General features: G+C 73.6%; 20 protein-coding genes. 15 read left to right on the top strand and 5 right to left on the bottom strand.

Features of this window, described 5'->3' with window-relative positions:
* Positions 1-5: 5 nt before the first annotated feature.
* Positions 6-869 (bottom strand): TauD/TfdA family dioxygenase, encoded by an 864-nt coding sequence (locus O7546_RS17115; protein ID WP_269697182.1) that lies wholly within the window; start codon positions 867-869, stop codon positions 6-8.
* 161 nt (positions 870-1030) lie between these two features.
* Here O7546_RS17115 and O7546_RS17110 point away from each other — a divergent pair, with 161 nt between their 5' ends.
* The 6 genes from O7546_RS17110 to O7546_RS17085 all read left to right on the top strand — a co-directional run bounded on the left by O7546_RS17110 (position 1031) and on the right by O7546_RS17085 (position 8355).
* Positions 1031-2056 carry a methyltransferase gene (locus O7546_RS17110; RefSeq protein ID WP_281599392.1) on the top strand — a complete coding sequence of 342 codons (1026 nt, stop codon included), beginning with the start codon at positions 1031-1033 and terminating at the stop codon, positions 2054-2056.
* Positions 2057-2308: 252 nt separating this feature from the next.
* Complete coding sequence (locus O7546_RS17105; protein WP_281599390.1) at positions 2309-3328, top strand: polyprenyl synthetase family protein; 1020 nt, start codon at positions 2309-2311, stop codon at positions 3326-3328.
* Positions 3325-4362 (top strand): UbiA family prenyltransferase, encoded by a 1038-nt coding sequence (locus tag O7546_RS17100; protein WP_194799062.1) that lies wholly within the window; start codon positions 3325-3327, stop codon positions 4360-4362. The genes O7546_RS17105 and O7546_RS17100 overlap by 4 nt, the downstream gene beginning before the upstream one ends.
* Entirely contained in the window at positions 4359-6059 is a 1701-nt protein-coding gene (locus tag O7546_RS17095) for a prenyltransferase/squalene oxidase repeat-containing protein (RefSeq protein WP_194799063.1), read from the top strand. Before O7546_RS17100 ends, O7546_RS17095 begins: the two co-directional genes overlap by 4 nt.
* On the top strand, positions 6056-7330 hold the full coding sequence (locus O7546_RS17090) for an NAD(P)/FAD-dependent oxidoreductase (RefSeq protein WP_194799064.1): 1275 nt from the start codon (positions 6056-6058) through the stop codon (positions 7328-7330). The genes O7546_RS17095 and O7546_RS17090 overlap by 4 nt, the downstream gene beginning before the upstream one ends.
* Entirely contained in the window at positions 7330-8355 is a 1026-nt protein-coding gene (locus tag O7546_RS17085; RefSeq protein WP_228531443.1) for a histidinol-phosphate transaminase, read from the top strand. The genes O7546_RS17090 and O7546_RS17085 overlap by 1 nt, the downstream gene beginning before the upstream one ends.
* Here O7546_RS17085 and O7546_RS17080 read toward each other — a convergent pair.
* Both O7546_RS17080 and O7546_RS17075 read right to left on the bottom strand, forming a co-directional pair.
* Positions 8260-9252 carry a 2-hydroxy-acid oxidase gene (locus O7546_RS17080; protein ID WP_194799066.1) on the bottom strand — a complete coding sequence of 331 codons (993 nt, stop codon included), beginning with the start codon at positions 9250-9252 and terminating at the stop codon, positions 8260-8262. The two genes, O7546_RS17085 and O7546_RS17080, sit on opposite strands and share 96 nt — an antisense overlap.
* A 15-nt stretch (positions 9253-9267) precedes the next feature.
* A complete protein-coding gene (locus O7546_RS17075) occupies positions 9268-10206 on the bottom strand; it encodes a 3-oxoacyl-[acyl-carrier-protein] synthase III C-terminal domain-containing protein (RefSeq protein WP_194799067.1) in 939 nt (312 codons plus the stop codon).
* A gap of 71 nt (positions 10207-10277) precedes the next feature.
* On the opposite strand from O7546_RS17075, the gene O7546_RS17070 reads away from it, so the two are divergent.
* The 5 genes from O7546_RS17070 to O7546_RS17050 all read left to right on the top strand — a co-directional run bounded on the left by O7546_RS17070 (position 10278) and on the right by O7546_RS17050 (position 15582).
* Positions 10278-11438, top strand: a complete 1161-nt coding sequence (locus tag O7546_RS17070) for a glycosyltransferase (protein WP_194799068.1) — start codon at positions 10278-10280, stop codon at positions 11436-11438.
* 85 nt (positions 11439-11523) lie between these two features.
* Positions 11524-12501 (top strand): ATP-binding cassette domain-containing protein, encoded by a 978-nt coding sequence (locus O7546_RS17065; protein ID WP_194799069.1) that lies wholly within the window; start codon positions 11524-11526, stop codon positions 12499-12501.
* Positions 12502-12524: 23 nt separating this feature from the next.
* Positions 12525-13289 carry an ABC transporter permease gene (locus O7546_RS17060; protein ID WP_013476421.1) on the top strand — a complete coding sequence of 255 codons (765 nt, stop codon included), beginning with the start codon at positions 12525-12527 and terminating at the stop codon, positions 13287-13289.
* A 155-nt stretch (positions 13290-13444) separates the two neighbouring features.
* Positions 13445-15058 carry a class I adenylate-forming enzyme family protein gene (locus O7546_RS17055; RefSeq protein ID WP_194799439.1) on the top strand — a complete coding sequence of 538 codons (1614 nt, stop codon included), beginning with the start codon at positions 13445-13447 and terminating at the stop codon, positions 15056-15058.
* A gap of 44 nt (positions 15059-15102) precedes the next feature.
* Positions 15103-15582: a hypothetical protein gene (locus O7546_RS17050; RefSeq protein ID WP_194799071.1), complete on the top strand. Its 480-nt coding sequence runs from the start codon at positions 15103-15105 to the stop codon at positions 15580-15582.
* 19 nt (positions 15583-15601) lie between these two features.
* Here O7546_RS17050 and O7546_RS17045 read toward each other — a convergent pair whose 3' ends face one another.
* Positions 15602-17185, bottom strand: coding sequence for a ricin-type beta-trefoil lectin domain protein (locus tag O7546_RS17045; protein ID WP_281599379.1), 1584 nt, complete (start codon positions 17183-17185; stop codon positions 15602-15604).
* Between the two features lie 525 nt (positions 17186-17710).
* Between O7546_RS17045 and O7546_RS17040 the strand changes: the two genes are divergently transcribed.
* The 4 genes from O7546_RS17040 to O7546_RS17025 all read left to right on the top strand — a co-directional run bounded on the left by O7546_RS17040 (position 17711) and on the right by O7546_RS17025 (position 24164).
* The gene (locus O7546_RS17040) at positions 17711-18712 is read left to right on the top strand and encodes a glycoside hydrolase family 11 protein (protein WP_194799073.1); all 1002 of its coding nucleotides are present in this window, start codon (positions 17711-17713) and stop codon (positions 18710-18712) included.
* Between the two features lie 134 nt (positions 18713-18846).
* Positions 18847-19275 carry a Fur family transcriptional regulator gene (locus O7546_RS17035; protein WP_135240611.1) on the top strand — a complete coding sequence of 143 codons (429 nt, stop codon included), beginning with the start codon at positions 18847-18849 and terminating at the stop codon, positions 19273-19275.
* 23 nt (positions 19276-19298) lie between these two features.
* Entirely contained in the window at positions 19299-21575 is a 2277-nt protein-coding gene (katG, locus tag O7546_RS17030) for a catalase/peroxidase HPI (RefSeq protein ID WP_194799074.1), read from the top strand.
* A 369-nt stretch (positions 21576-21944) separates the two neighbouring features.
* A complete protein-coding gene (locus O7546_RS17025; RefSeq protein WP_194799075.1) occupies positions 21945-24164 on the top strand; it encodes a carbohydrate-binding module family 20 domain-containing protein in 2220 nt (739 codons plus the stop codon).
* 53 nt (positions 24165-24217) lie between these two features.
* Here O7546_RS17025 and O7546_RS17020 read toward each other — a convergent pair whose 3' ends face one another.
* Positions 24218-24739 (bottom strand): RICIN domain-containing protein, encoded by a 522-nt coding sequence (locus tag O7546_RS17020; protein WP_194799076.1) that lies wholly within the window; start codon positions 24737-24739, stop codon positions 24218-24220.
* Positions 24740-24928 lie beyond the last annotated feature (189 nt).

The following is a 24928-nucleotide window of genomic DNA, read 5'->3' as shown; positions in this document are numbered from 1 at the left end:
GCCGGTCAGTAGCTCTCCACCGCGTTGACCCGGCCCGGCCAGTAGCGCTCGCCCGGCGCCGGGACGTAGTGCTCCCACCGGGGCTCGTCGCCGGTCGGGTGGTCGCCGAGCACGGTGATCCGCTGCCCGCGCCGCAGCCCGTCGTAGTCGTTCACGGCGTAGTGCTGGGTGACCCGGTTGTCCCACACCGCGACGTCTCCGGTCCGCCACCGGTAGCGGCAGGTGAACTGGGGACTCTCGGAGAAGGTGAACAGGTGCTCCAGCAGCGCGTCGCTCTCGTTGCGGGTCAGCTGCGGGATGTGCGACGTGAACAACCGGTTGACGTACAGCGAGCGGCGCCCGGTCTCCGGGTGCACCCGGACCACCGGGTGTTCGGCGCGGCTGGTGAACTCGGTGCCGATCCGGATGACGTGGATGGCGGTCAGCCCGTCGAGCAGGTCCCGCATCGGCGCGGAGAGCGCCTCGTAGACCCGGTACTGGTTGGTCCACATGGTGTCGCCGCCGACCTCGGGCAGCTGGATCAGGTGCAGGATCGAGGCGATCGGCGGGCTCTGGTGGAACGTCATGTCGGTGTGCCAGACGTCGACCTTGCCGCCGTCGGCGGAGTCGATGACGACGATCTCCGGGTGCCCGTCCAGCCGGGGCAGGTACGGGTGCAGCTCCACCTCGCCGAAGCGGCGGCCGAACGCGACGTGCGCCTGCGGCGTCAGCCCGGTCTGGCCGGCGAGGAAGATCACCTGGTGCTTGAGCAGCAGGTCGTGGATCAGCGCGAAGCCCTCGTCGGTGAGCGTGTTCAGGTCGATGCCGTGGACCTCGGCGCCCAGCGCGCCGGAGACGAGCCGGACCTCGGCCGCGATGGATGTGGTCATCGATGATCCCTCCGGTCTGCGCGCCTGCGCTGGCCCGCGAATTGTTCCACGTCCATGAATGTCCTCACCAGCCGTCGTCGTTGACTCACCCGCCGTACGCCTGGAAGCATGCGCACCGGCGGGGGCGGCGGTGCCGGCCCGCGACGCGGGAGGAGGCGCCGGTGTCGATCGATGCCCGGATCGAGGGTGACGCGCGGGAGCGGCTCGACCGGCTCACCGACCTGGCCACCCCGTTCGCGGTCCGCACGGCGGTGACGCTGCGCGTGCCGGACCGGATCGCCGCGGGCGTCACCGGTCTGGGCGAGCTGGCCGACGCCTGCGGGGCGGACGCCGCCGCGCTGGGCCGCCTGCTGCGCTACCTCGTGCACCGGGGCGTGTTCGTCGAGGTGTCGCCGGACGTGTTCGGCCTGACCGACGTCGGCGAGCTGCTCTGCGACCGCGACGGCGGCGGCCACGGCGCCTACCTGGACCTCGCCGGGCTCGGCGCGCGGATGGACCTGGCCTGGACGGGCCTGCCGCACGCGATCCGCACCGGCGGGCCCGGCTACCGGGAGGTGCACGGGCGCGACTTCTGGGCCGACCTCGACGCCCACCCGGACCATCGGGCCTACTTCGACGCGCTGATGCTCAGCCAGCAGCGGTTCACCGCGCCGGAGGTCGCCGCGCTCTACCCCTGGCACGAGGCCGGCCACGTGGTCGACGTGGCCGGCGGCGCGGGCGGGCTGCTGCGGGAGGTGCTGGGCGCCCATCCGCACCTGCGCGGCACCCTCGTCGACCGCGACGAGCCGGTGGCCACCGCCGCCGCGACGTTCGCCGCGTGCGGGCTGGCCGACCGGGCCGAGACCGTGGTCGGGGACTTCTTCGCCCCGCTGCCGCCCGGTGCCGACGTGTACGTGGTCTCCCGCGCGCTCACCGACTGGAGCGACGCCCACGCCACCGCGATCCTGCGGCGCTGCGCCGAGGCGGCCGGGACCACCGGCCGGGTGCTCGTCATCGAGGTGCTGCCGACGATGCCGCACGTGCCGCACCTGTCGCCGTACGACCTGCGGATGCTGGTGCTCGTCGGCGGCCGGGAGCGCGGGGTGCCCGAGTTCACCGCGCTGGCCGCCGCCGCGGGTCTGACGCCCCGGCGCACCTACCACGGCACCGACGGGCTGACGCTCATGGAGTTCGCCGCCGGCACCTGACCCGGGCGGAGCGGGTGGTACCTGTCCGGTGCCGCCCCGTGCGCCCGAACATTGACGTATATGCATCGACATGGCGGCCGTGGGTCAAACGGTGGATTTCTCGGTGCTTCGGTCAATGTGCTGAAGAATGCTGTCACGACATTTGTGGCCACCCATGTCCATGCGCATTTATCAATGGTTGTTCCGGGGAGGGCCTACCGGTAACGTCTCGCGTGGCGACTAGCCGATCCCTGGCGAAAGGGTCGACGCGTCATGACGGTTGCTGGCTCCACGCGATATCCGCCCTTCATCGACGACCTGGCCCGTAGCGAATCGGGGCGGCTGCTGCGCGCCGAACTCGGCCGGCGGTGGCCGGAGACGCCCGACCAGCTCGACGCGATCGTCCGCTACGCGCTGCTGCCGGCGGGAAAGATGCTCCGCCCGATGATGACGCTGCACGCCGCCGAGGCGGTGGGTGGATCGACACGGGACGTCCTCGCCGCCGCGCTCGGCACCGAGTACCTGCACGTCGCGACGCTCGTGCACGACGACATCATCGACGCCGACACGCTGCGCCGCGGCCGCCCGGCGGTCCCTGTCGCGTACGGCATCCCCGGCGCCATCGTGGCCGGCGACCACCTCATCTTCCACGCCTTCCAGGCGATCGTGGAGAGCGGCCGGGCGGTCCCCGCGGCCTCGGTCGTCGCCGCCGTCACCGCGCTCGCCGAGGCCGGCCAGGACCTGTGCCGGGGCCAGGCGCTGGAGGCGCGGCTCGTCGGCGACCTGGACGCGGGCGCCCGCTGGTATCCGGAGATGATCCGGCTCAAGACCGGCTCGCTGTTCCGCGCCGTGTGCCACATCGGCGCGCTGCTCGGCGGCGCCGACCCGCTGCTCTCCGCCGCACTGGCCCGTTACGGCGAGCACCTCGGCACCGCGTTCCAGATCCGCGACGACCTGCTGTCCTACCTGTCCACCCCGGAGCAGACCGGCAAACCGGCGACGAGCGACCTCAACAACGGCCGGCCCACGCTGCCGCTGCTGCTGGCGTACGACGCGATCGGCGACACCGCACGGGTGGAGCTGCTGGCGGTGCTGCACCGCCGCGGCGCCGGCCCCGGCGACGTCGAGTGGGTCACCGCCCTGCTCGACGACGTGGGCGCGGTCGCCGGCGCCCGGCGGCGGATGGTGGAGCACGCCGAGCGGGCCCGCGCCGAACTCGCAGCGCTCACCCCGTCCGCGAGCGCGGACGTGCTCACCGACATCGCGGCCTGGATGACGAGCGAGATGGCGTGAGCACGGCCGGTGCCGTGCGAGCACTGCGGGCTCACGTGGAGACCTGGCGGCCCTACACCCTCTGGTACGTCGGACTGGTCGGCCTCGCCGGCGCCGCAGTGGCCGGTGGCCGGCACGACCCGTGGCTGCTGCTGTCGGCCTGGGCCGCGCCCACCGCCGGCTGGCTCGGCGGCCACTACCTCGGCGACTACTTCGACCGGGATCTCGACGCCGGCAGCAAACCGCACCGGCCGATCCCGTCCAGCCGGCTGCGCGCGGGCACGGCCCTGTGGTGCGGCAGCGCCTGCTTCGCCGCGCTCGGCGTCCTCGCCGTGCTGGACGGATGGGGCACCACGCTGGCGGCGCTGCTTGCCGGGTGCGGCATCGTGGCGTACAGCAGGTGGTTCAAGGCCCGGGGGATCGCCGGCAACCTGGTCCGCGGCGCGCTCGGCGCGGTCGCGCTCGGCTACGGCGCGCTCGCCGCCGGGATCGCGCCGGACCGTGCCTGGGCGGTGCCGGTGCTGCTCGCGCTCGTCGTCGCGTTCTGGTCGCACGACGCCATGTCCAACCTGGTCGGCGCGCTGCGCGACATCGACGGCGATCGTGCCGGCGGCTACCGGACGCTGCCGGTGGGCCGGGGCGTGCCGGTGGCCGTGCGGACCGTGGTGGCGCTCTACGCCGTCACGATCGGCGCCGCGGTGACCGCCGGACTGCTGGCCGGCACGGGCACGCGGATGTCGTACCTGGCGACTGTGCTCGTCGTCCTGGCCACCGGCGTCGTCGCGCTGGCCCCGCTGGTGGCGCGCCGCGACGGGATGCCCGTCCTGGTGGCGCTGCGCGCCCACTCGGTCCTGGTCGTCGAGCGGGTCGTGCTGGCCTCGGCGGCGGTCGGGCTCGGCCTCGGCGTCGCCGTGCAGCTCGCGCTCGCGTTGCCGATGGTGCTGCTGACCTGGCTGGCGCAGCGCGGCATGCGCGTCCGACACGAACTCGGCCCGCCGGTGGCGGGCCTGACCCTCGCCACCCGCAGTCGACTGCCGCTGGAGGACGCGCCATGACCGCTGTGACCGCCGAGGCCGTCGGGAAGGCCCTCACCGACGGCGCCGAGGCGCTGTTCCGCCGCCGCCGCCCCGACGGCGCCTTCGGCGACGACCCGCCCGCCTCGGTGCTCGGCACCGCCGGCGCGGTAGCCGCCGTGCACGCCGCCGACCCGTCCGGCTGCGCCGACCTGGTCGACGCCGGAACCGCCTGGCTGCGCCGCGCGCAGCACGACGACGGCGGCTGGGGTGGCGTGGTGGGCGCCGGCACCGCCGTCGTACCCACCGCCGTGGCGGTCGCCGCGCTGGCGCTGAGCGCACCGGCGGACAGCGCCGACGCGATCGCGGCGGGCCGGGCCCGGCTGGCCGCGCTCGGCGGCGTCGACACCATCACCGACCCGGCCATCTCGCTGCTGTGCCGGCAACTGCTCACGATGGCCGGGATGACCGCCGAGGCCGGCCCGCTGCGCCGGCTGCCGCTGGAGATCGTGCTGTTCGACCGGGTGCGCCGGCAGCGCCTGTCGTTCCGTACCGCGCCGTTCGTCGGGCTCGCCCTGATGCAGGCCGGCATGCTGCCCGCGGGTCGGCTGCGCCGGGCCACGCTGCGCCGCGCCCGTCCGGCGGCGGTACGGCTGCTGCGGTCCATCCACGACCACGAGGGCCGCACCGGCGCGCTCAGCGAGGACCCGTGGCCGGCCGCGCTCGTCCTGCTCGGCCTGGCCCGCAGCGGCGAGGCCCCCGACATCGCCCGCGCCGTCGTCGGCTGGCTGCGCCGCGCGGTACGCCCCGACGGCTCCTGGGACGCGGTCACCAATCTGGACCTCACCCGTACCGGGTACGCGGCGACCGGGCTGATCGCGGCCGGCTACGCCGACGACCCCCAGCTGCACGCCACCCGGCAGTTCCTGCACGCCGCCCGCAAGACGGAGGCGTTCGAGGTCCTGGACGTGCCGCCGGGCGGGTGGAGCTACTCGAACGCCCGGGGCTGGCCGGTCACGCTGGAGTCCGCCGAGATCCTCTCCGCGCTCGCCGGACTCCCCGGCGCCGGCGCCGACCCGGTGCTGCGTCAGGGCCTGGCGTGGCTCGTCGGCCGGCAGGACAGCCGCGGCTCGTGGAGCCTGTGGGTCCGCGACACCCGGCTCGCCAACGACGGACCCTGCCCGGCCATCACCAGCCAGGCGATCCTCGCGCTGCACGACGCCGGGCATCCGGACGACCACCCGGCGATCGCCCGCGCGGCGGCCTGGCTGCTGACCCGGGCCGCGCCCGACGGCACGTTCGAGAACCTCTGGTACCGCGACCACACCTCCGGCACCGCCGTGGTGGTCGCCGCGCTGTCCCGGGTCGGGCACGCCCGGCACGACGTGGTGCGCCGCGCGGCCCGGTGGTTGCGGGACACCCAGCTGCCCGACGGCTCGTGGGGCCCGGGCGACGGTACCGGCGGCACCGTCGAGGAGACGTCCTGGGCGGTGCAGGGCCTGCTCGCGACCGGCGACCCGGACGCCGCCGGGGCGGTGGACCGGGGCGTCGCCTGGCTGGTGGCCGCCGCCGGACCGGACGGCGCCTGGCCCGCCGCCCGGGTCTGCAACTACATCCGGCACCACATGCGGTACCCGAACGCGGTGATCACCCAGGCGCTCGCGCTGCGGACGCTCGGCGAGTACCGCCGGGCCGCCGCCGCGCCGTCCGGCGCCGCACCGGGCGCGGTGGCCCGATGAGCGCCGACGTGGTGGTGGCCGGTGCCGGCGCCGGCGGGCTGGCCTGCGCCCACGCGCTCGGCGCGCTCGGCCTGCGGGTGCTCGTGCTCGACCGGCAGCGCGCTCCGGCGTCGATCGCCAAGGGCGAGATCCTCCAGCCCGAGACGGTACGCATCCTCGACTCCTGGGGCGCGCTGGGCGCTCTGCGGGCCACCGGCGCGCGCCCGGTCGGGCGGCTGGCCATCCGCGACGCGTACGGCGAGCCGCTGCTCTGCCTGGACTACGCCGGCCTGCCCGGGGCGTACCGGCAGATCCTCTGCGCCGACTACGGCGACCTGCGCGCGGTGCTGGCCGGCCGGCTCCCCGCCACGGTGGAGGTCCGGTGGGGCGTGCGGGTGACAGGCGTCCGGCGCGACAGCGGCGGGCGGATCGACGGCGTCCGGGTCGTCGCGGACGGCGCCGAGCGGGACGTCGCGGCGCCGCTGGTGGTCGCGGCCGACGGCATGTCCTCGCCGCTGCGCCGCGCGGCCGGGATCGGCGTGGAACGCCGGGAGTACCCGCACGGCCTGGTCGCGTTCGACGTGGACGGCGCCGAGGTGGCCGACGAGGTGTCCGCCTACCGCACCGCCCGGGGACTCTGCCTGGTCTACCCGCTGCCGGGCGGGCGGTGCCGCCTCTACGTGCAGGTCACACCGGACGAGTTCCGGGGCCGCGTGGACCTCGACGCGTGGTGCGGACGGCTGCTCGCCGACGTGCCGGCGATCCGTCCGCTGGGCCCGGCCGTGCGCGCGAGCCTGCACCGGCGCCAGTTGCTCGCGGTCTACCGGCTGCGCAGCGCGCGACTGGCCGTACCGGGTCTCGCGCTCGCCGGTGAGGCCGCCCACGCGGTGCACCCGATGGCGGCGCAGGGCGTCAACAGCTCCCTCGGTGACGCCGAGACGCTCGCCGCCTGCCTGGCCGCCGAGGGCGGCGCGCCGGAACCGGCCGCCGTGGACCGGGCACTGCGGGCCTTCGAGGCGGCGCGGCGGCCCCGGCTGGACCACGTCGCCACCGTCAGCCACAACGCCTCCCGCATGATCACCGCCGTGTCCGGGCTGCCGAGGCTGCTCGGCGCGCGGATGATGCGCCGCACCGCCGCGAACCCCCGGCTGCTCGGGCTCACCGCCGGCAACCTCTCCGGCACCGACGTGCGGCCGCTGTCCGCCGTCGACCGGCTCTACCAGCTCGGGCTGCTGGCCGACCGGCACGCGCACACCCCGTCCCCACCGGTCCCGTCGGAAAGTGAACGATGATGACGCCTGCCACCGCCGTCGGGACGCAACCCCCGGCCGACCTGTCCATGAACGAGACGCCCTACCCGCCGCTGCCGGGGATCCGGCGGGTGGTCGCCGACGCCGCCGCGACGCTCCAGCGCTATCCGGACCGCACGTCGTCGGCGCTCGTGGCGGCGCTGTCGGCGCGGCTCGGTGTCGGCCCCGAGGCGATCCTCGTCGGCCCCGGCTCGGCCGGGCTGTGCCAGCACCTCGTGCAGTCCCTCGGGCCGCGCCCGGACGTCGTCCACCCGGCCCTGTCGTTCGAGGGCTACCCGCTGATCGTCGGCAACGCCGGCGCCCGTGCCGTGCCCGTCCCGATGCGCGGGTACGACCACGACCTGCCGGCGATGGCGGACGCGGTCACCGACCGGACCCGGTGCGTGCTGCTGTGCAACCCCAACAACCCGACCGGTACGGCGCTGCGCCGCGACGACGTCGAGGCGTTCCTGGACCGCGTCCCGGCCGACGTGCCGGTGATCGTGGACGAGGCGTACCGCGAGTTCGTCACCGATCCGCGCTCGCCGGACGGGATGGACCTGTACCGGGCGTACGACAACGTCTGCGTGCTGCGCACGTTCTCCAAGGCGTACGGCCTGGCCGCGCTGCGCGTCGGGTACGCCGTGGTGCCGCCCCGGCTCACCCGGGCCGCCGCGCTCACCGGTGCGGTGTTCTTTCCCTCCGCGCTGGCCCAGGCGGCCGCGGTGGCGAGCCTGACACCGGAGGTGGGCGCCGAACTGACCCGGCGGTGCACCGACCTGGTGGCGGCGCGTACCCGCCTGATCGGCGCGCTGCGCGGCCTCGGGCTCACCGTCGCGCCGAGCGAGGCCAACTTCGTGTGGCTGCCGCTGGGGGAGCGGGCCGTGCCGTTCGCCGAGCGGGCCCGGGCGGCGGGCATCCTGGTGATGGCGCTACCGGGCGCCGGGGTCCGGATCACCGTCGGCGCTCCGGAGGCGAACGAGCGGCTCTGCGCGTTCGTCCGCGCCGCGCTCGCCGACGGGCTCTGACCGGCCCGCCGGCGCCAGCGCGGCCACGCTCAGGTAGCCCAGGCCGGGCTCGTAGTCGGCCACCACCACCACCGGCCGGGGCCGCGCCGCGTCCCCGGCGAGACGGTCCAGCAGCGCCCACCAGAGGCCGGTGGACGGCTGCCGCTCCGGACCGGTCGTCACCGCGCCGCCGCCGGGACCGGGCCACACAGCCGCGAGTTCAGCGCCGAGCACGACCGCGACATCGGTACGCCCGGCCGTCAGCTCGCGCACCTCGGCCGCCGCGAGCGCCGCCACCTCGCCGGGGCCGACGTCGGCGTGCTGGCGAAGCCCGGTCAGCCGCGCACCGGCGCCGAGCCCGATCCGCTCCGGACCGCCGCCGGTCCCGCTGTCGGCGTTGTCGTCGGCCGCGGTGCCGTAGAGCATGGCCACGGCCCGGTGGCGGGCAGGTACGGGCACCGCCGCGTCGTACGGCAGGACCGCCTGCTCGACGGTGACCAGCAGGGCCCGGCGGCAGCCGTAGTCGCGGGCGATCCGCAGCCCGGTGAACGCCGCCGCCGAACCCTGGTCGCAGAGCGCGAACGACATCGGCGTACCAGGGCACACGTGACTGAGGTACGCCGCGGTGGCCCGGCCGGGCAGCACGTCGTGCACGGCGAACGCCAGCACCAGCAGGTCCACCGGCTCGTCCGGCGGCACGACCGCCGGGATCAGTTCGGCGGCCATCTCCCCGTAGGACTGCCCGAGCGCCGCCGACGGCGCGTCGAACAGGCCGTCCGGCACCCGCAGCCCGTACGGCCGGGCCAGGTCCCTCAGGTAGCCGGCGCTGCGCTCGCGCAGCACCGGATCGCCGAGCAGCGCGGCCGGGCCGGTGACCGTCTGACGGGCGGCCCGCAGCAGGCGGAGTCCGCTCTCCACGGTGACCACCGCCGCTCAGTGCTCGAACACCATGGCGGCGAACGTCGCGCCGTCCCCGGCACCGACCGCCGCGACCAGGTACCGGTCACCCGGCCGGAGCAGGTCGCGTTGCCGGGCGGTGCGGTAGTTGACGAACGCGTCGGCGCAGAACACGTGGCCGGTCTCGGTCACGTTGTCCAGCAGCACCCGGTCCAGCGGCAGCCCGATCAGCCGGCACAACCGCTTCCAGGTCATCAGGTTCACGTTGTGCGGCAGCACCAGCCGCAGCTCGGACAGCGCCGTCCCGGCCCGGTCCAGCGCCCGGCCGATCACCTCGGCCAGCGCCGGCCGGTACGCCCGCTGGAACCGCGCCGGGGACTCGCCGCCGGCCACGTCGAACTCGCCCCGCTGGTGACAGGCGTACGCGAGCAGCCGGTCCCGGCCGCCACCGGCGCTGAGCAGGCAGGCCGACGAGCCCTCGCTGAACACCGACGTCTCCGGGATGAACTGGGCGTCGCGGGTGAACGCCTTCTCCCCGGTGAGCACCAGGGCCAGCGGCGGGCCGTCCGGCGTGTCCGGTTCGGACGCGAGCAGCCGCCCGGCCACGTCGATCGCGGCGAGCGCGCTCGCGCAGGACTGCTGGGTGAGCGTGAACGCGAGCGCGTGGCTCAGCCCGAGCGTGCGGCACACCTCGTGCAGCGGGTTGACCGGATAGGGGGTGACCACCGGGAACGCCCGCCCGTACACCACGAACCGCACCCGCTGCCGCAGCGCGGGCAGCGCGGTGAGGCCGCCCGCCGCGCGCAGCAGCAGGTCGGTCAGGGACAACCCGGGATCGCGGCGGACCTCGGTCAGGCCGTGGAAGCGGCCGAACAGGCGGACCTGCATGTCGGTCAGGCCCAGCGGCGCGGCCAGGCTCTCGACCGGCACCCGGCGCTGCGGCAGGAACACCGAGACGGCGTCGATCGCCGTCATACGCGTACCGTCACGACACGGATCAGATCAGTGACGCCGGTGGATGTCAACGCGCGTGCGATCATATCGACGTGGCTCGCTTTCTGTTCGTCGTGCTGCCGGTGGAGTCCCACCTGCACGCCCCGGTCGCCATCGCCCAGCAACTGGAGGTGGCCGGGCACGAGGTGGCCTGGGTCGGGCCGCGCAGCGACCTGCGCCCGCTGGTCGGCCCGGATGCCGTGCTGTTCCCGACCGGCAAGCGCTACTACCGGCCCGACGGCGCGTCCGGGGCGGCCTCGGTGCGCAGCCTCTGGGAGGGGCACGTGCTGCCGGCGAACCGATTCATCCGCGACGCCGCCGACGCGGCGGTCGAGCGGTACGAGCCGGACGTGGTGGTGGCCGACCAGTACGCGCTGGCCGGTGCGCTCGCCGCGCACCGCCGCGGGCTGCCGTGGGCGACGTTCTGCGTCGGCATGCTGGAGCTGACGCCGCCCACGGAGGAGATGCCCGAGTTCACCGACTGGGTGCGCGCCCAGATCCGCCGGGTGTGGGCGATGACCGACGTCCCCGTGGGCGAGACGATCGACCTGCGCTTCTCGCCGTACCTCGTGATCGGGCTGACCACCGCGGCGCTGACCGGCCCGGCGCCGCTGCCGCCGGGCTGTGTGCTCACCGGGCCCGCACTGGGACGGCGGCCGAACGCGCCGGCGTTCGCCTGGGAGGCGTGGGATCCCGGCCGCCGGCACGTGCTGGTCACCGTCGGCACGATGGCCGAGCATCTCGCCGCCGACTTCTTCCGGCGGATGACGGCGGCGACCGCGCCGCTCGCCGGCCGGGTCCAGGTGATCCTCACCGCCGGGCCCGGCCTGGTGCCCGACCCGCCGCCGCACGTGCTGGTCGCGCCGCGGGTGCCGGTGCTGGAACTGATGCCGCGACTGGACGCGCTGGTGTCCCACGGCGGGCTGGGCACGGTGTCCGAGGCGCTGGCCCACGGCGTGCCGGTGGTGGTCGCGCCGATCCGGCACGACCACCCGGCGGTCGCTAGTCAGGTGTGCCGGGCCGGAGCCGGTCTGGCGGTCTCCTTCGGCACGGCGACCCCGGCGGAGCTGACCGCCGCGCTCAGCGCGGTGCTCGACGAACCGGCGTACCGGGCCGGGGCGCGCCGGGTCGGTGAGTCGTTCGCGGCGGCCGGCGGCGCGCGGGCGGCGGCGGCGCACCTCGCCGCGTTGGCACGCACGGCTGCCGACGCCTGACGCATCGACCGTTGTCCAACCGTCGGCGCGGAACTAGCCTGACCTGACGCACCCGCGCCGGCGTCCTGCCGCACGAGGAGGCTCGATGATCGAGGCCACCGGCCTACGCAAGTCCTTCCGGGTCGGACGCGGGCGCGGCGCCACCACAGTCGACGCCGTGCGCGGTGTCGACTTCGCGGTACGGCGCGGCGAGATCGTCGGGTTCCTCGGCCCGAACGGCGCCGGGAAGTCCACCACGCTGCGGATGCTCGCCACGCTGATCCGGCCCAGCGGGGGAGCGGCCACCATCGCCGGGGTCGACCTGCTGCGCGCACCCGCGCAGGTCCGGCGGCGGATCGGCTTCGTGGCGCAGGCCAGCGGCACCTACGACGACTCCACCGCCCGGCGTGACCTGGTGCTCCAGGCCCGCATGCACGGGCTGTCCAAGTCGGTGGCGCAGGACCTGGCCGCCGGCGCGATCCGCGCGTTCCAGCTCGACGACTTCGCCGACCGCAAGATCAAGACGTACTCGGGCGGGCAGCGCCGCCGCCTCGACGTGGCGCTCGGCGTGATCCACTCGCCGCAGGTCATGTTCCTGGACGAGCCCACCGCCGGGCTCGACCCACCCAGCCGGGTCCGGATGTGGCAGGAGGTACGGCGGCTGCGCGAGGAGGGCATGACCATCTTCCTCACCACCCACTACCTGGACGAGGCCGACAGCCTCTGCGACCGGGTCTCGATCATCGACGCCGGGCGGATCGTGGCCGAGGGCACCCCGTCGGCGCTCAAACGCGAGATCTCCGGCGACGTGGTCGCCATCGACTTCGCCACCGCCGACGTCGCGGACCAGACCGGCGGCGACCTGCCGGCCGCGACGAAGCTGCTGGCCGAGGCGCCGTACGTGCACGCGGCCGAGCCGGTCGACGGCACACTGCGGCTCTACGTGGACAGCGCCGCCACGGCCATCCCGCAGATCATGCGGGCGCTCTACGACAGGGGCATCGAGCCCGGCGCGATCGAGGCCCGCCGACCCAGCCTCGACGACGTGTTCCTGGCCAAGACCGGCCGGTCGCTCGCCGAGTGACCGGACGCCGAGAGGAGTACGGCGTGAAGCTCGTCCGCGACACCTGGCTGATCTTCCAGCAGGAGGCCGGCCTGATGGTGCGCAACCCGGTGATGGTCGCGTTCAGCCTGGCCCAGCCGATCACCTACCTGATCCTGTTCGCACCGTTCCTCAAGGTGGTGATGGTCGACCGGGGCGCCGCGTCGTACGCCGACGCGTACCGGATCTACGTGCCCGGCCTGTTCGTGGCGATGGGCCTGTTCGGTGGCCTGTTCGCCGGGTACGGGCTGCTCAGCGCGCTGCGCGCGGGCATCATCGACAGGTGCCGGGTGACGCCGGTGAGCCGGACCGGCCTGCTGCTGGGCCGGGCGCTGATGCACGTGTGCCTCAACGTGGTGCAGGCGGTGGTGGTCACGCTGGTGGCGCTGCCGTTCGGCCTGCGGGTGCACCTGGCGAACCTGCTGGTGTCGTACGCGCTGCTGTCGGTGATGGTGCTGCTCAGCACGTCGATCTCGTACGACATCGCGCTGCTGGTGCGCAACGAGAACAGCCTCGGCGTGCTGGTGAACACGGTCGGCCAGCCGGTGTCGCTGCTCGCCGGCGTGCTCATCCCGCTCGTGCTGGCGCCGATGTGGATCCAGCGGGTCGCGGTGTGGAACCCGTTCGCCTGGGCCACCGACGGCATGCGCGCGCTGTTCGCCGGCCAGATCACCCAGACCGTGGTGTGGCAGGGCGCGCTCATCATGTCCGGGCTGGCCGCCGCCAGTCTGTTCTGGTCGTCGCACCTGTTCAACCGCGAGGTCTCCTGACCGTCCGTGCATCGACCATTGTCTCAGCGTGGCGGGCGCTCTAGCCTGATCGTGTCCCCGCTCGGCGGCCGGTACGGGGCGCGGCCGTGACGCGTGTCAGCTGAGGAGGCCACTCGTTGGGTGCCGACAACTTCCGGGCGACGCTGGCGGCCGACATGGAGCTGGGCGCGGGCAACGTGCTGCTCCGGCTGGCCGAACACGGCGCCGACATGGACATGCCCCGGGTGACGTTCGACGCCGACGTCGACGGCATCCCCGCCTGGACGCCGCTGTCGCTCGCCACGCTCACCGAGCGGGTCGCGGCCCGGGCCGCCTGGTTCCGGGCGCGCGGCGTCGGCCGGGCCGACCCGGTCGCGGTGTACGTGACCTCCGCACCAGACGTGTTCCTCAACTTCCTGGCGCTGACCTGGCTCGGCGCGATCCCGGCGCTGATGAACGGCAACATGCCGGTCGAGCTGGCGGCCGAGTTCGTCAGGCGGCTGCGCGGGGCCGGGGTGGTGGTCGACGCCGACCACGCCGCCCTGGCCGAGCACGCCCTCGGCGCGCCGATCCTCGGCGACGCGGCGCAGACCGGCACCGGCGACCCGGCGCAGGCGCCGCCGCACCACCGGCACCACCCGCAGGAACCGGTGGTCATCACCCACTCCTCGGGCACCACCCGGGTGCCCGCCGCGATCGTCCACTCGCACCACGGGCTGTTCGCCGCGATCCGCGCGGTCCGGCTCACCGAGTCCCGGCCGTACGGCGAGGTGCGGGAGATGTCCGCGCTGCCGGCCGCGCACGCCGCCGGCATCATCACGCTCAACCAGGCGCTCTGCAACGGCTACCAGCTGCTGTGTCTGTCCGCGCAGGGCGGCCCGTTCGCGCGCAGCGCCGAGACGATCCTTTCCGCGATCGAACGGTGGCGCCCCACCGGCGTGTTCGGCTTCGCGGTGACCTGGTCCGAGCTGGCCCGGGTCGACCTCACCACCCGCGACCTCAGCTCGGTGCGCAACTGGTTCAACACCGGTGACTGCGCGCACGAGGCGCACGTCCGCCGGCTCGTCGCGGTCGGCAGCCATCCCGCGTACACCCGCGACGGCATGGTCGACGTTCCCGGCTCCAAGTTCGTCGACATGCTCGGCTCCACCGAGATGGGGCACGGCGCGTTCCGGATCACCCACCGGCTCGGCAGCGACCGCTACGACCGCTGTGTCGGCAAGCCGTACCCGTTCGCCGAGATCGCCCTGCTCGACGTGGACACCGGCGAGGAGGTCCCGCCGGGGCAGGTGGGGCACGTCGGCCTCAAGTCGCCGACCCTGGCGCTCGGCTACTGGAACGACTCGGTCACCACGTACCGCACCCGGCTGGGCGGCTACTACCTGACCGGCGACCTGATGTACCGCGACGCGGCCGGCGACTACCACCACGTCGACCGGGCCAGCGACGCGGTCGACCTGGGCGGCGGCACCTGGCTGTACACCGCGCTGTCCGAGGAGCGCATCCTCCGGCACTGCCCGGACGTCCGCGACTGCACAGTCCTCGCGGCGGCGGGGGAGGACGGCACGACCGTCACCGACGTGCTGCTCCTGCTCGCCGCCGACGCCGATCCGGCGCACGACCGTACCGAACGGGTCCGGGCCGCGCTGGGGCCGGCGGTGGCCGCGACGCTGCGGCGGGTCGTGACGGTCCCCGACGACGACGTGGTCACCGGGCCGACCGGAAAGGTCCGCAAGTTCCTCATGCGACAGCGGCTGCTCGCCGGCGCCGGAGCGCCCGGCACCGGCTGACCGGGGGACATCGACGGCTGGCGCGGCCGTGCCAGAATCCAGCCGTGTCCTACCTCCCCTCGCAGCCGTACCCGCCGATGCCCGGCGGCGTGAGCCCGCTGATCGCCTACCCGCACCCGATCACCCCGCCGCCCGGCTGCGGGGTGCTCGTCGTCTCGGTGAACCGCGGGCCGTACCTGATCCCGGTGCCGGTGACCAGCCGCTTCAAGATCAACCGTCAGGTGGTCGCCATCCCCGGCGAGGGGACCTGGCACGTGGCGGTGCCGGCCGGCGCGCACGACGTCAGGTACACCGACTTCATGGGCGTCCCGCTCGTCACCACGACGCTCGCGGTACAGCCGGGGGCCGCGCACCACCTCGCGTTCCGCTTCGGCGGGTGGCGCAACCGGGTGTACGACGGCTACGGCACCGACGTCACCCGGTTCGGCCTGTGGTCCAACTACAGCGTCATGCTGGTCCTGCTGCCGGTGGTCGGCCTGGCCTGCTGCGGGGCGTTCGGGCTGGTCCTCGGCTCGACTCCCTGATCCGGGCCTGGTCGCCCGGCTAGCGCAGCGACCAGGTCTGCTTCACGTTGAACACGCAGGTCCAGGCGTTCAGCGGCGCGCCCGCGGCGTGCCCGTCGACGTCCAGGCAGCGGTCGGTCGCCCGGTTGAACAGCGACCGCCGGCCCTGGCTCTCGATCCACTCCCACTTCTGCGCCGGGTTGCCGCTGCACCACGCCGTCTGCACCGGTACGCCGTCGCGCTTCTCGCCCCACGCCACGTCCAGGCAGAGGCCGCCCTCGACCCGGACGCTGCCGTCGGACGCGAACGTCCACCACTGGGAGCGCTCCTCCCGGCAGGCCCGCAGCACGACGCGTACGCCGTCCCCGCTGCCGCCGCTGGCACACAGGCCGGTCTCCTTGCCGACGAGTTGTTTCGCGCCGGCCGGGCGGACCGGCGCGGCCGGCTTCGCCGGTTCCTTCGACGTGCCCGCCGCCGGCGCCGACGTGGACGGGCGCGCGGCCGACGACGCCGGCGGCTTCGGCGTCCGGGTACCGGGCGACGGGGTGCCGGAACTCGCCGGCGTGCCGCGCAGCCGGCCGTCGAGGGCGTAGAAGTCGGTGAACTCCCGGACCGTGCGCAGGAACGCCTGCGTCCCGGCGTCGAAGTCGCCGCCGGTGTGGCGCACGGCGTCGGTCCCGTCGCGGTACGCCGCCAGCGCCAGCAGGTCCGGGTCGCCGTCGAGCGCGGCCAGTTCCCGCCGCAGCGCGCAGAGCGTGGCGCCGGCCGCCGGTACCGCTGCCTGCGGGTCCCACGGCGAGGCGCCGGACGGGCCGTACGCACGCCACAGCTCGGGCCGGAACTGGGCGATGCCCTTTCGGCCACCGTCGCCGAGCAGGTTCGGGTCGAAACCGGAGGAGGCCATCAGCTGCGCGGCGACAGCGGCCGGGGGCACCTGCGGGCACACCGAGCCGGCCCGTACCACCAGGCGGACGTACGCGGCGGGGACCGCCCTGGGCTGCCGGCGCTCACCCTCGCCGCCGGCTGGGCCGGTCTCGGCGAAGCCGTCCTGCCGCCCGTAGTAGGCGGCGTACCGGCCGGCCTCGTCGACGTACGGGACCGCCGCCGAGGGCACCCCCTCGGCGGCGCGTACCTTTTCGAACCCGGTGTGGAACGCGGCGAGCGACAACCGCCACGGGTCGCCGGGGACGGCAGCCGCGCGCACCTGCCCGGCCAGGTCGCACATGTGGTGGGCCAGCGCGAGGATGTTGGCCGCGCCGTCGGTGCGCTGCGCGTCCGGCCACGGCGCCCAGGTCCGCCACCGCTCGTCGTCCAGTCCGGCCAGGCCCCGGCCGCCGGACGCGGTCCGCTCGGCCCGCGCGTCCAGACCCGACTCGGCCATCAGCTGCCCGGCCAGCCGCGCCGGGGTCAGCGCGGGGCAGGAGCGGGCAGCGGCCCGGATGGCGGCCAGGTGCTCGGCGGAGACGGCCCGGCCGGCCGGCTCGTCGTCGCGGGCGGTGGCGACGCTCCCGCTGAGGGCGGCGACCGCCAGGCTCAGCGCCGCCAGCCCGGCGGCGCCGGCGGCGACGACGCCGCGCGGGATCCGGCGCGGCCGCGGGCGCGCGCCGGGGGCATCGGGTGTCACAGGGCGGTCCCTCCGGTGATGACGGACGCCCTGCCGGTGCGCGGCGTCCTCGGTTCACCCGGCCGGAATCGGGTCCGATCCGGTCCGGCCGTCATTGAACCGAGCGTCCGGCGAGCCGTCAAATGTGGACGGTCCGGCCCGGCCCCGCCCGCTCGCGCGCGCCTACCGGCGGTGGCGGTGTTGATCCGGAACAGAACCGAAAGTTTTCGGGATCCCATCGCCTCCGATGACGTCCGGGCAGCTGTCGCCGGCCCGTCGATGCTGTTCGGAGGCGCTTTTCGGCAGCCGTAACGGCCGTTCAGGGTCCGGGCCGGGGTTACCACAACATTTCCGGAACTTGTTGACAGGATGAACCAGGGCTCCAATACTGTGGCCATCGGCGTATCTCGATTGACGTCGATGTCCGACCACCACCCGTGGCGCGGCTGTCGCCCCGGTCCCGCCGTCCGCGGGCGGGCGAGCACCCGCGGCTCGCGCCACCGGAAGCTGGCCGCCCGCCAGCCGTCACAGGGAGGAAACCCGTCCATGAAAGACGCCCCCGTCCGTACGGGCATCCGCAGGCGCGGACGCCTCAGGATGGCCCTCGGCGGTGCCTGTGCCGTGGCGCTGATCGCCGCCGGGGCGACGGCCGTCGCGTCAGGTCCGGCCTACGCCGACACCACCGTCACGTCGAACTCCACCGGCACCAACAACGGCTACTTCTATTCCTTCTGGAAGGACAGTGGCAACGTCTCCATGACCATGGGCAACGGTGGTCAGTACAGCACCCAGTGGAGCAACATCAACAACTTCGTCGCCGGCAAGGGCTGGAACCCGGGCGGCCGCCGCACGGTCAGCTACTCCGGCAGTTTCAACCCGTCCGGCAACGCGTATCTGACGCTCTACGGCTGGACGCGCAACCCGCTCGTCGAGTACTACATCGTGGACAGCTGGGGTAGCTGGCGCCCGCCGGGCAGCGGCTACATGGGTTCGGTGTCCTCCGACGGCGGCACGTACGACATCTACCGCACCCAGCGGGTCAACGCCCCCTCGATCGAGGGCACCCGGACGTTCTACCAGTACTGGAGCGTCCGCCAGTCGAAGCGCGTGGGCGGCACCATCACCTCCGGCAACCACTTCGACGCCTGGTCGCGCTACGGCATGAACCTCGGTTCGCACGACTACCAGATCCTGGCCACCGAGGGCTACCAGAGCAGCGGCAACTCCAACATCACGATCGGCGGGACCAGCGGTGGCAACCCGACCACCCCGCCGCCGAACAACGGTGGCTGCACGGTCAGCGTCAGCCGCGCCGAGGAGTGGGGCGACCGGTTCAACGTGACCTTCTCGGTCAGCGGCACCAGCAACTGGGTGGTCAGCATCCAGACCCAGGGCGGGCAGAGCCTGCAGAACAGCTGGAACGCGTCGATCAGCGGCACCAGCGGCACGCTCACCGCGCGCCCGAACGGCAACGGCAACAACTTCGGCATCACGCTCTACAAGAACGGCAACAGCAACACCCCGACGGCGACCTGTTCCGCCGCCTGAGCCCTTTTCCGGGGAGGGGGTGCCGCGCCTGGCGCGGCACCCCCGTTTCGTGCGCCGGGAGTGCCATGATGTGACGGCCGACACACCTGGGCAAAAACTTGATTGATTCCAAAAGACCGGACTAAGGTCGTCGCATGACGGCCGACTTCGAGACGCAGCTCCGGGCGGTCTCGTTGCGGGTGACCCGGCCCCGCCTGGCGGTGCTGTCCGCGCTGCGCGACCACCCGCACGTCGACACCGACACGGTGATCGCCCTGGTCCGCGCCGAGCAGCCCACCGTGTCCCACCAGGCGGTCTACGATGTGCTCCGGGCCCTCACCGACGCCGGGCTGATCCGGCGCATCCAGCCGGCCGGCGCCACGGCCCGCTACGAGTCGCGGGTGGGAGACAACCACCACCACGTCGTGTGCCGTTCCTGCGGCGCCATCGCCGACGTCGAGTGCGCCGTCGGCCGCGCCCCCTGTCTCACCGCCTCGGACGACCACGGCTTCGTGGTGGACGAGGCGGAGGTCGTCTACTGGGGCACCTGCCCCGGTTGCGCGGCCGACCGCACCGCCCAGTGATCCGCCAGTTCGGAAGGAAGCAGATGAGCGACACCCAGGACAACCGGCCCGTCAGCCCGCAGGGCGTGGACGCCAAGGAGGCGGCCGGCTGCCCGGTCGCGCACGACTCGGTGACCGCGCACGGCAGCGAGAGCGAGAACCCGGCGATCGACTCGCCGACCCCGAAGACCGGCGGTCGTCCGCGCAGCAACCGCGACTGGTGGCCCAACCAGCTCGACCTGTCGGTGCTGCACGCCCACTCGTCCAAGGGCAACCCGCTGGGCCCGGAGTTCAGCTACGCCAAGGAGTTCGCGAAGCTCGACGTCGAGGCGCTCAAGCGGGACATCAGCGAGGTGCTCACCACCTCGCAGGACTGGTGGCCGGCCGACTTCGGCCACTACGGCGGCCTGATGATCCGGATGAGCTGGCACGCCGCGGGCACCTACCGCATCGAGGACGGCCGCGGTGGCGCCGGCGACGGCGGGCAGCGGTTCGCGCCGCTGAACAGCTGGCCGGACAACGCCAACCTGGACAAGGCCCGCCGGCTGCTCTGGCCGGTCAAGCAGAAGTACGGCCAGAAGATCTCCTGGGCCGACCTGCTGGTGCTCGCCGGCAACGTGGCGCTGGAGTCGATGGGCTTCAAGACCTTCGGCTTCGGCTTCGGCCGGGAGGACGTCTGGGAGCCGGAGGAGATCTTCTGGGGTCCCGAGGACACCTGGCTGGGTGACGAGCGCTACGCCTCCGAGAAGGACATGGTGGCCGGCGTCGGCGCGACCGAGATGGGTCTGATCTACGTCAACCCGGAGGGCCCGCGCGGCAACGCCGACCCGCTCGCGGCGGCGCACTTCATCCGTGAGACGTTCCGCCGGATGGCGATGAACGACGAGGAGACCGTCGCGCTGATCGCCGGCGGCCACACGTTCGGCAAGACCCACGGCGCCGGCCCGGCCGACCGGCACGTCGGCCCCGAGCCGGAGGCCGCGCCGCTGGAGGCGCAGGGCCTGGGCTGGCTGAGCACGTACGGCGAGGGCAAGGGCGGCGACACGATCACCAGCGGCCTCGAGGTCACCTGGACCGACAAGCCGACCCAGTGGAGCAACCGGTTCTTCGAGATCCTCTTCGGCTACGAGTGGGAGCTGACCACCAGCCCCGGCGGCGCCAAGCAGTGGGTCGCCAAGGACGCCGAGGCGATCATCCCGGACGCCCACGACCCGTCGAAGAAGCACAAGCCGACCATGCTCACGACCGACCTGTCGCTGCGCGTCGACCCGGCGTACGAGAAGATCTCCCGCCGCTTCCTGGAGAACCCGGACGAGTTCGCGCTGGCATTCGCCAAGGCCTGGTACAAGCTGCTGCACCGTGACATGGGCCCGGTCAGCCGCTTCCTCGGCCCGTGGGTGCCCGAGGCCCAGCTCTGGCAGGACCCGGTGCCGGCCGCCGCGCACCAGCTGGTGGACGACGCCGACGTCGCCGCGCTCAAGGCGAAGGTGCTGGAGTCCGGCCTCACCACCGCCCAGCTGGTCTCCACCGCCTGGGCCTCGGCCGCGAGCTACCGCTCCACCGACAAGCGCGGTGGCGCCAACGGCGCGCGGATCCGGCTGGAGCCGCAGCGCAACTGGGAGGTCAACCAGCCCGAGCAGCTCGCCACCGTGCTGGCCACCCTGGAGGGCATCCAGCAGGAGTTCAACGCCGCCGGCGGCGCCCAGATCTCGCTCGCCGACCTGATCGTGCTGGCCGGCTCGGCCGCTGTCGAGCAGGCGGCGCGCGACGCCGGCGTCGAGGTCACGGTGCCGTTCCACCCGGGTCGCACCGACGCCACCCAGGAGCAGACCGACGTCGAGTCGTTCCGGGTGATGGAGCCGCGCGCCGACGGGTTCCGCAACTACCTGCGGCCGGGCGAGAAGACCCAGCCGGAGGTGCTGCTCGTCGACCGCGCGTACATGCTGAACCTGACCGCGCCGGAGATGACCGTCCTGGTCGGCGGTCTGCGCGCGCTCGGCAACAACGTCGGCGGCGCCGCGCACGGCGTCCTCACCGACCGGCCCGGCGTGCTCACCAACGACTTCTTCGTCAACCTGCTCTCCCCGGGTACCCGGTGGAAGGCGGCGGAGTCCGAGGAGCACGTGTACGAGATCCGCGACCTGGCGACCGACCAGGTGAAGTGGACCGCCACCGCGGTCGACCTCATCTTCGGCTCCAACTCGCAGCTACGGGCGCTCGCCGAGGTCTACGCCAGCGACGACGCGCGGGAGAAGTTCGTCCGCGACTTCGTCGCCGCCTGGACGAAGGTCATGGAGCTGGACCGCTTCGACCTGGCCTGATCCGCCACATCCGAGCGAGCCCCGGTCCGTCGCGCCGCGACGGGCCGGGGCTCGTCCGTGTCCGGGGGATCAGCAGCACGCGCCGGCCCGCAAACGTTGGAAAATCTGCTCGGAAGTTGCGGTCGTCCCGCGCAGCGGTTCGTCCCGTCCCGAGCAGCGGGATCTCGGCTGAGCGTCGGCCCACTCGGTCCAGCGTGGATCGTCGCTGGTGGTCGCGAATCCGAGCCTACTCGTGTTGCCTGCTGGTTTCGAAAACTTTGCCGCAAGCCCTTGCAAAGACTTTCATGGATGGCGCATGGTGTTCGCTACCCGGGACGGCCGCCCCACCCCCGCTCACCCTTTCGAACCCACGGAAGAGGTCCCCCAGCCATGCACTCCGCCAGGCCACACCGTGGCCGCGCCGGTCGTCTGCTGCTCGCCGCCGCGCTCGTCGCGGCCGGCGGCACGGTGGCCGTCGCCGTCGCCGCCGCCACCACCGCCCCCGCCCCCGCCCGCGCCGCCGTCGTCCTCAACGACAGCGAGGTGACCGCCAACCTCTGGGAATGGAACTGGACCTCGGTCGCCGCCGCCTGCACCGACCACCTCGGACCAGCCGGATACGGTGCGGTGCAGGTGGCGCCGCCGCAGGAGTCGGTGAAGCTGCCCGCCAGTGCCGACGGCGCGTACCCCTGGTACGAGGTGTACCAGCCGGTGTCGTACAAGCTGGACAGCCGGTTCGGCAACCGCCAGCAGTTCGCCGCGATGGTCACCGCGTGTCACAACGCCGGTGTGCGCGTCTACGTCGACGCGGTGGTCAACCACATGGCCGGCACCAACAACCCGGCCGGTACCCGCGGCTACGCCGGCACCGAGTTCTCCGGCTACAGCTACCCGGCCGTGCCGTACGGCGACGGTGACTTCCACCGCCCCGGCGACAACTGCCCGACCGGCGGCACGATCAGCGACTGGAACAACGAGGCCCAGGTGACCAGCTGCGAGCTGCTGTCGCTGTCCGACCTCTACACCGAGAAGGAAGCGGTCCGCAACAAGATCGCGGGCTACCTGAACGACCTGATCGGGCTCGGCGTCGACGGCTTCCGGGTCGACGCGGTCAAGCACATCCGCAAGGACGACTTCGCGGCAATCCTCGGCAAGCTGAACGACACCGTCGCCGAGGGCCGGCGCCCGTACGTCGCGCAGGAGATCTTCGACGGTGCGAGCAACCCGGCGTTGCAGGCCCGCGCCTACATCGGCAACGGCGACGTGCTCGACTTCGCGTACGCCAAGGGCATCCGCTCGGCGTTCCAGGGTTCGATCTCGGCGCTGGCGAACGTGCCGAACTGGAACCTCGACGCGCCCGGCGCCAACGTCTTCGCCATGGTCACCAACCACGACCTGGAGCGCGACGGCGTGGTGCTGTCGTACAAGAACGGCACCGACTACGTGCTGGCGAACTACTTCGCGCTTGCCTACCCGCACGGCAAGCCGTCGGTCTACGACAGCTTCACCTGGTCCAACCGCAACCAGTCCCCGCCGCACGACGGCACCGGCCGGGTCACCGACACCGTCTGCGGCGCCGCCTGGAACTGCCTGAGCCGCACCACCGGCGTCAAGGGCATGGTCGGCTGGGCCAACGCGGCCCGCCCGGTGAGGACCGTCTCGGACTTCACCACGGTGAACAGCAACGTGATCGGCTTCCACCGGGGCGACCGGGCGTGGATCGGCATCAACGACTCCGGTTCGGCCACCACCGCCACCTTCGTCACCGGGCTCGCCGACGGACGGTACTGCGACGTCATCTCCGGCGTCGCCACCGGCAGCGGCTGCACCGGCTCCACGGTGACCGTGTCCGGCGGCCGGGCCACAGTGACCCTCCCGGCCGACGACGCGGTCGCGATCCACGTGAACGCCCGGCCGGGCGCGAGCCCGTCTCCGACGGCCTCCCCGACCGCGTCCCCGTCGGTCTCGCCGACCGCCTCGCCGACGGCGTCGCCCACCGTCAGCCCGGCTGACCGGATCGCCACCACGTTCACCGTCGCCGCGAACGTGGCCGCCGGGCAGGACGTCCACGTCGTCGGCAACATCCCCGAGCTGGGCTCGTGGACGCCCGCGAACGGCGTCAAGCTCGCCGCGCAGGGCGGCGGCACCTACCGCGCCACCGTCAGCCTGCCCCGGTCCACCGCGGCGGAGTACAAGTTCGTCAAGCTGACCGCCGCCGGCGCCGTCACCTGGGAGTCCGGTGCGAACCGGACGTTCACCACCCCGGCCGGCGGCACGTACGCGGTGACCGAGACGTTCCGCGGCGATACCGTCAGCACGACTGTGGCCACCACGTTCTCCGCCACCGCGACCACCGTCTACGGGCAGAACGTGTTCGTGGTCGGCAACATCCCGGCGCTCGGCGGCTGGAACCCGGCCGCCGCCGTCGCCCTCTCGCCGGCCGCCTACCCGGTCTGGCGGGCCACAGTCGACCTGCCCGCGAACACCGCTGTCGAGTACAAGTACGTCAAGAAGAACCCGGACGGCACGGTGATCTGGGAGTCCGGCGCGAACCGGACGCTCACCACGCCGGCCGCCGGCACCCGGGCCGTCAGCGACACCTGGCGCTGACGATCGTGCGGCCCGTCCCCCTCACCCCTGGGGACGGGCCGCATCCGCGCCGGTCAGACGGCCGCGAACGACCAGACCTGGGCCGGGTTGCCGAACCCGGTGCAGCGGTAGATCTGGACGGTCGCGCCGTCGGCGTCCGATCCACTCCGCACGTCCATGCACCGGCCACCGATCTGCGACCTGATCTGGTGCACCCCCGCGAACGAGTTCGGGTCGACCGTCCACTTCATGCTCGACGTGCCGGTGCAGGCCCACTGCTGCAACGGCGTGCCGTCGGCGTTCACCCCGTTGCGGACGTCCACGCACATGCCGCTGAACTGGTTGACGAACGTGTAGGTGTCCCGGCCCACCGGCGACCAGCGCTGCACGGCCTGGCCGTCGCAGGTGCGCTGCACGACCCGGCCGCCGAGCGACGACGGGGCACCGGACCGGTCCACCTCGAGGCACTTGCCGCTGCCGTAGTTGACGATGGCGTAGTGGCCGGTCGCGGCCTGCGCCGGCGGGCCGGACGCCACCCCGAACCCGGTGGCGAGCAGTCCCGCCGCCAGCACCCCGGCCGCTCTCTTCCCGATCATGGTGTCTCCCCTCGGAGTCGTGTCGCCGTCCCGCTTCCGCCGGTGGTCACCGGCCGGACGACTGGGGACGACGCTAGGGATCCGTGACGGCCCCCGGATCCGGGTTCCTCCTAGTCGACGAGGCCGCGCGGGCACCCTGTCGGGTTCGCGTCGCGCCCGCCCGCCCGGACCACACCGGCGGCTAGCGTG

Source organism: Micromonospora sp. WMMA1976, from assembly GCF_027497335.1.
Classification (GTDB): domain Bacteria; phylum Actinomycetota; class Actinomycetes; order Mycobacteriales; family Micromonosporaceae; genus Micromonospora; species Micromonospora aurantiaca.
The sequence above is the reverse complement of the archived record's forward strand: the minus strand, read 5'-3'. Positions and strand labels throughout refer to the sequence as shown.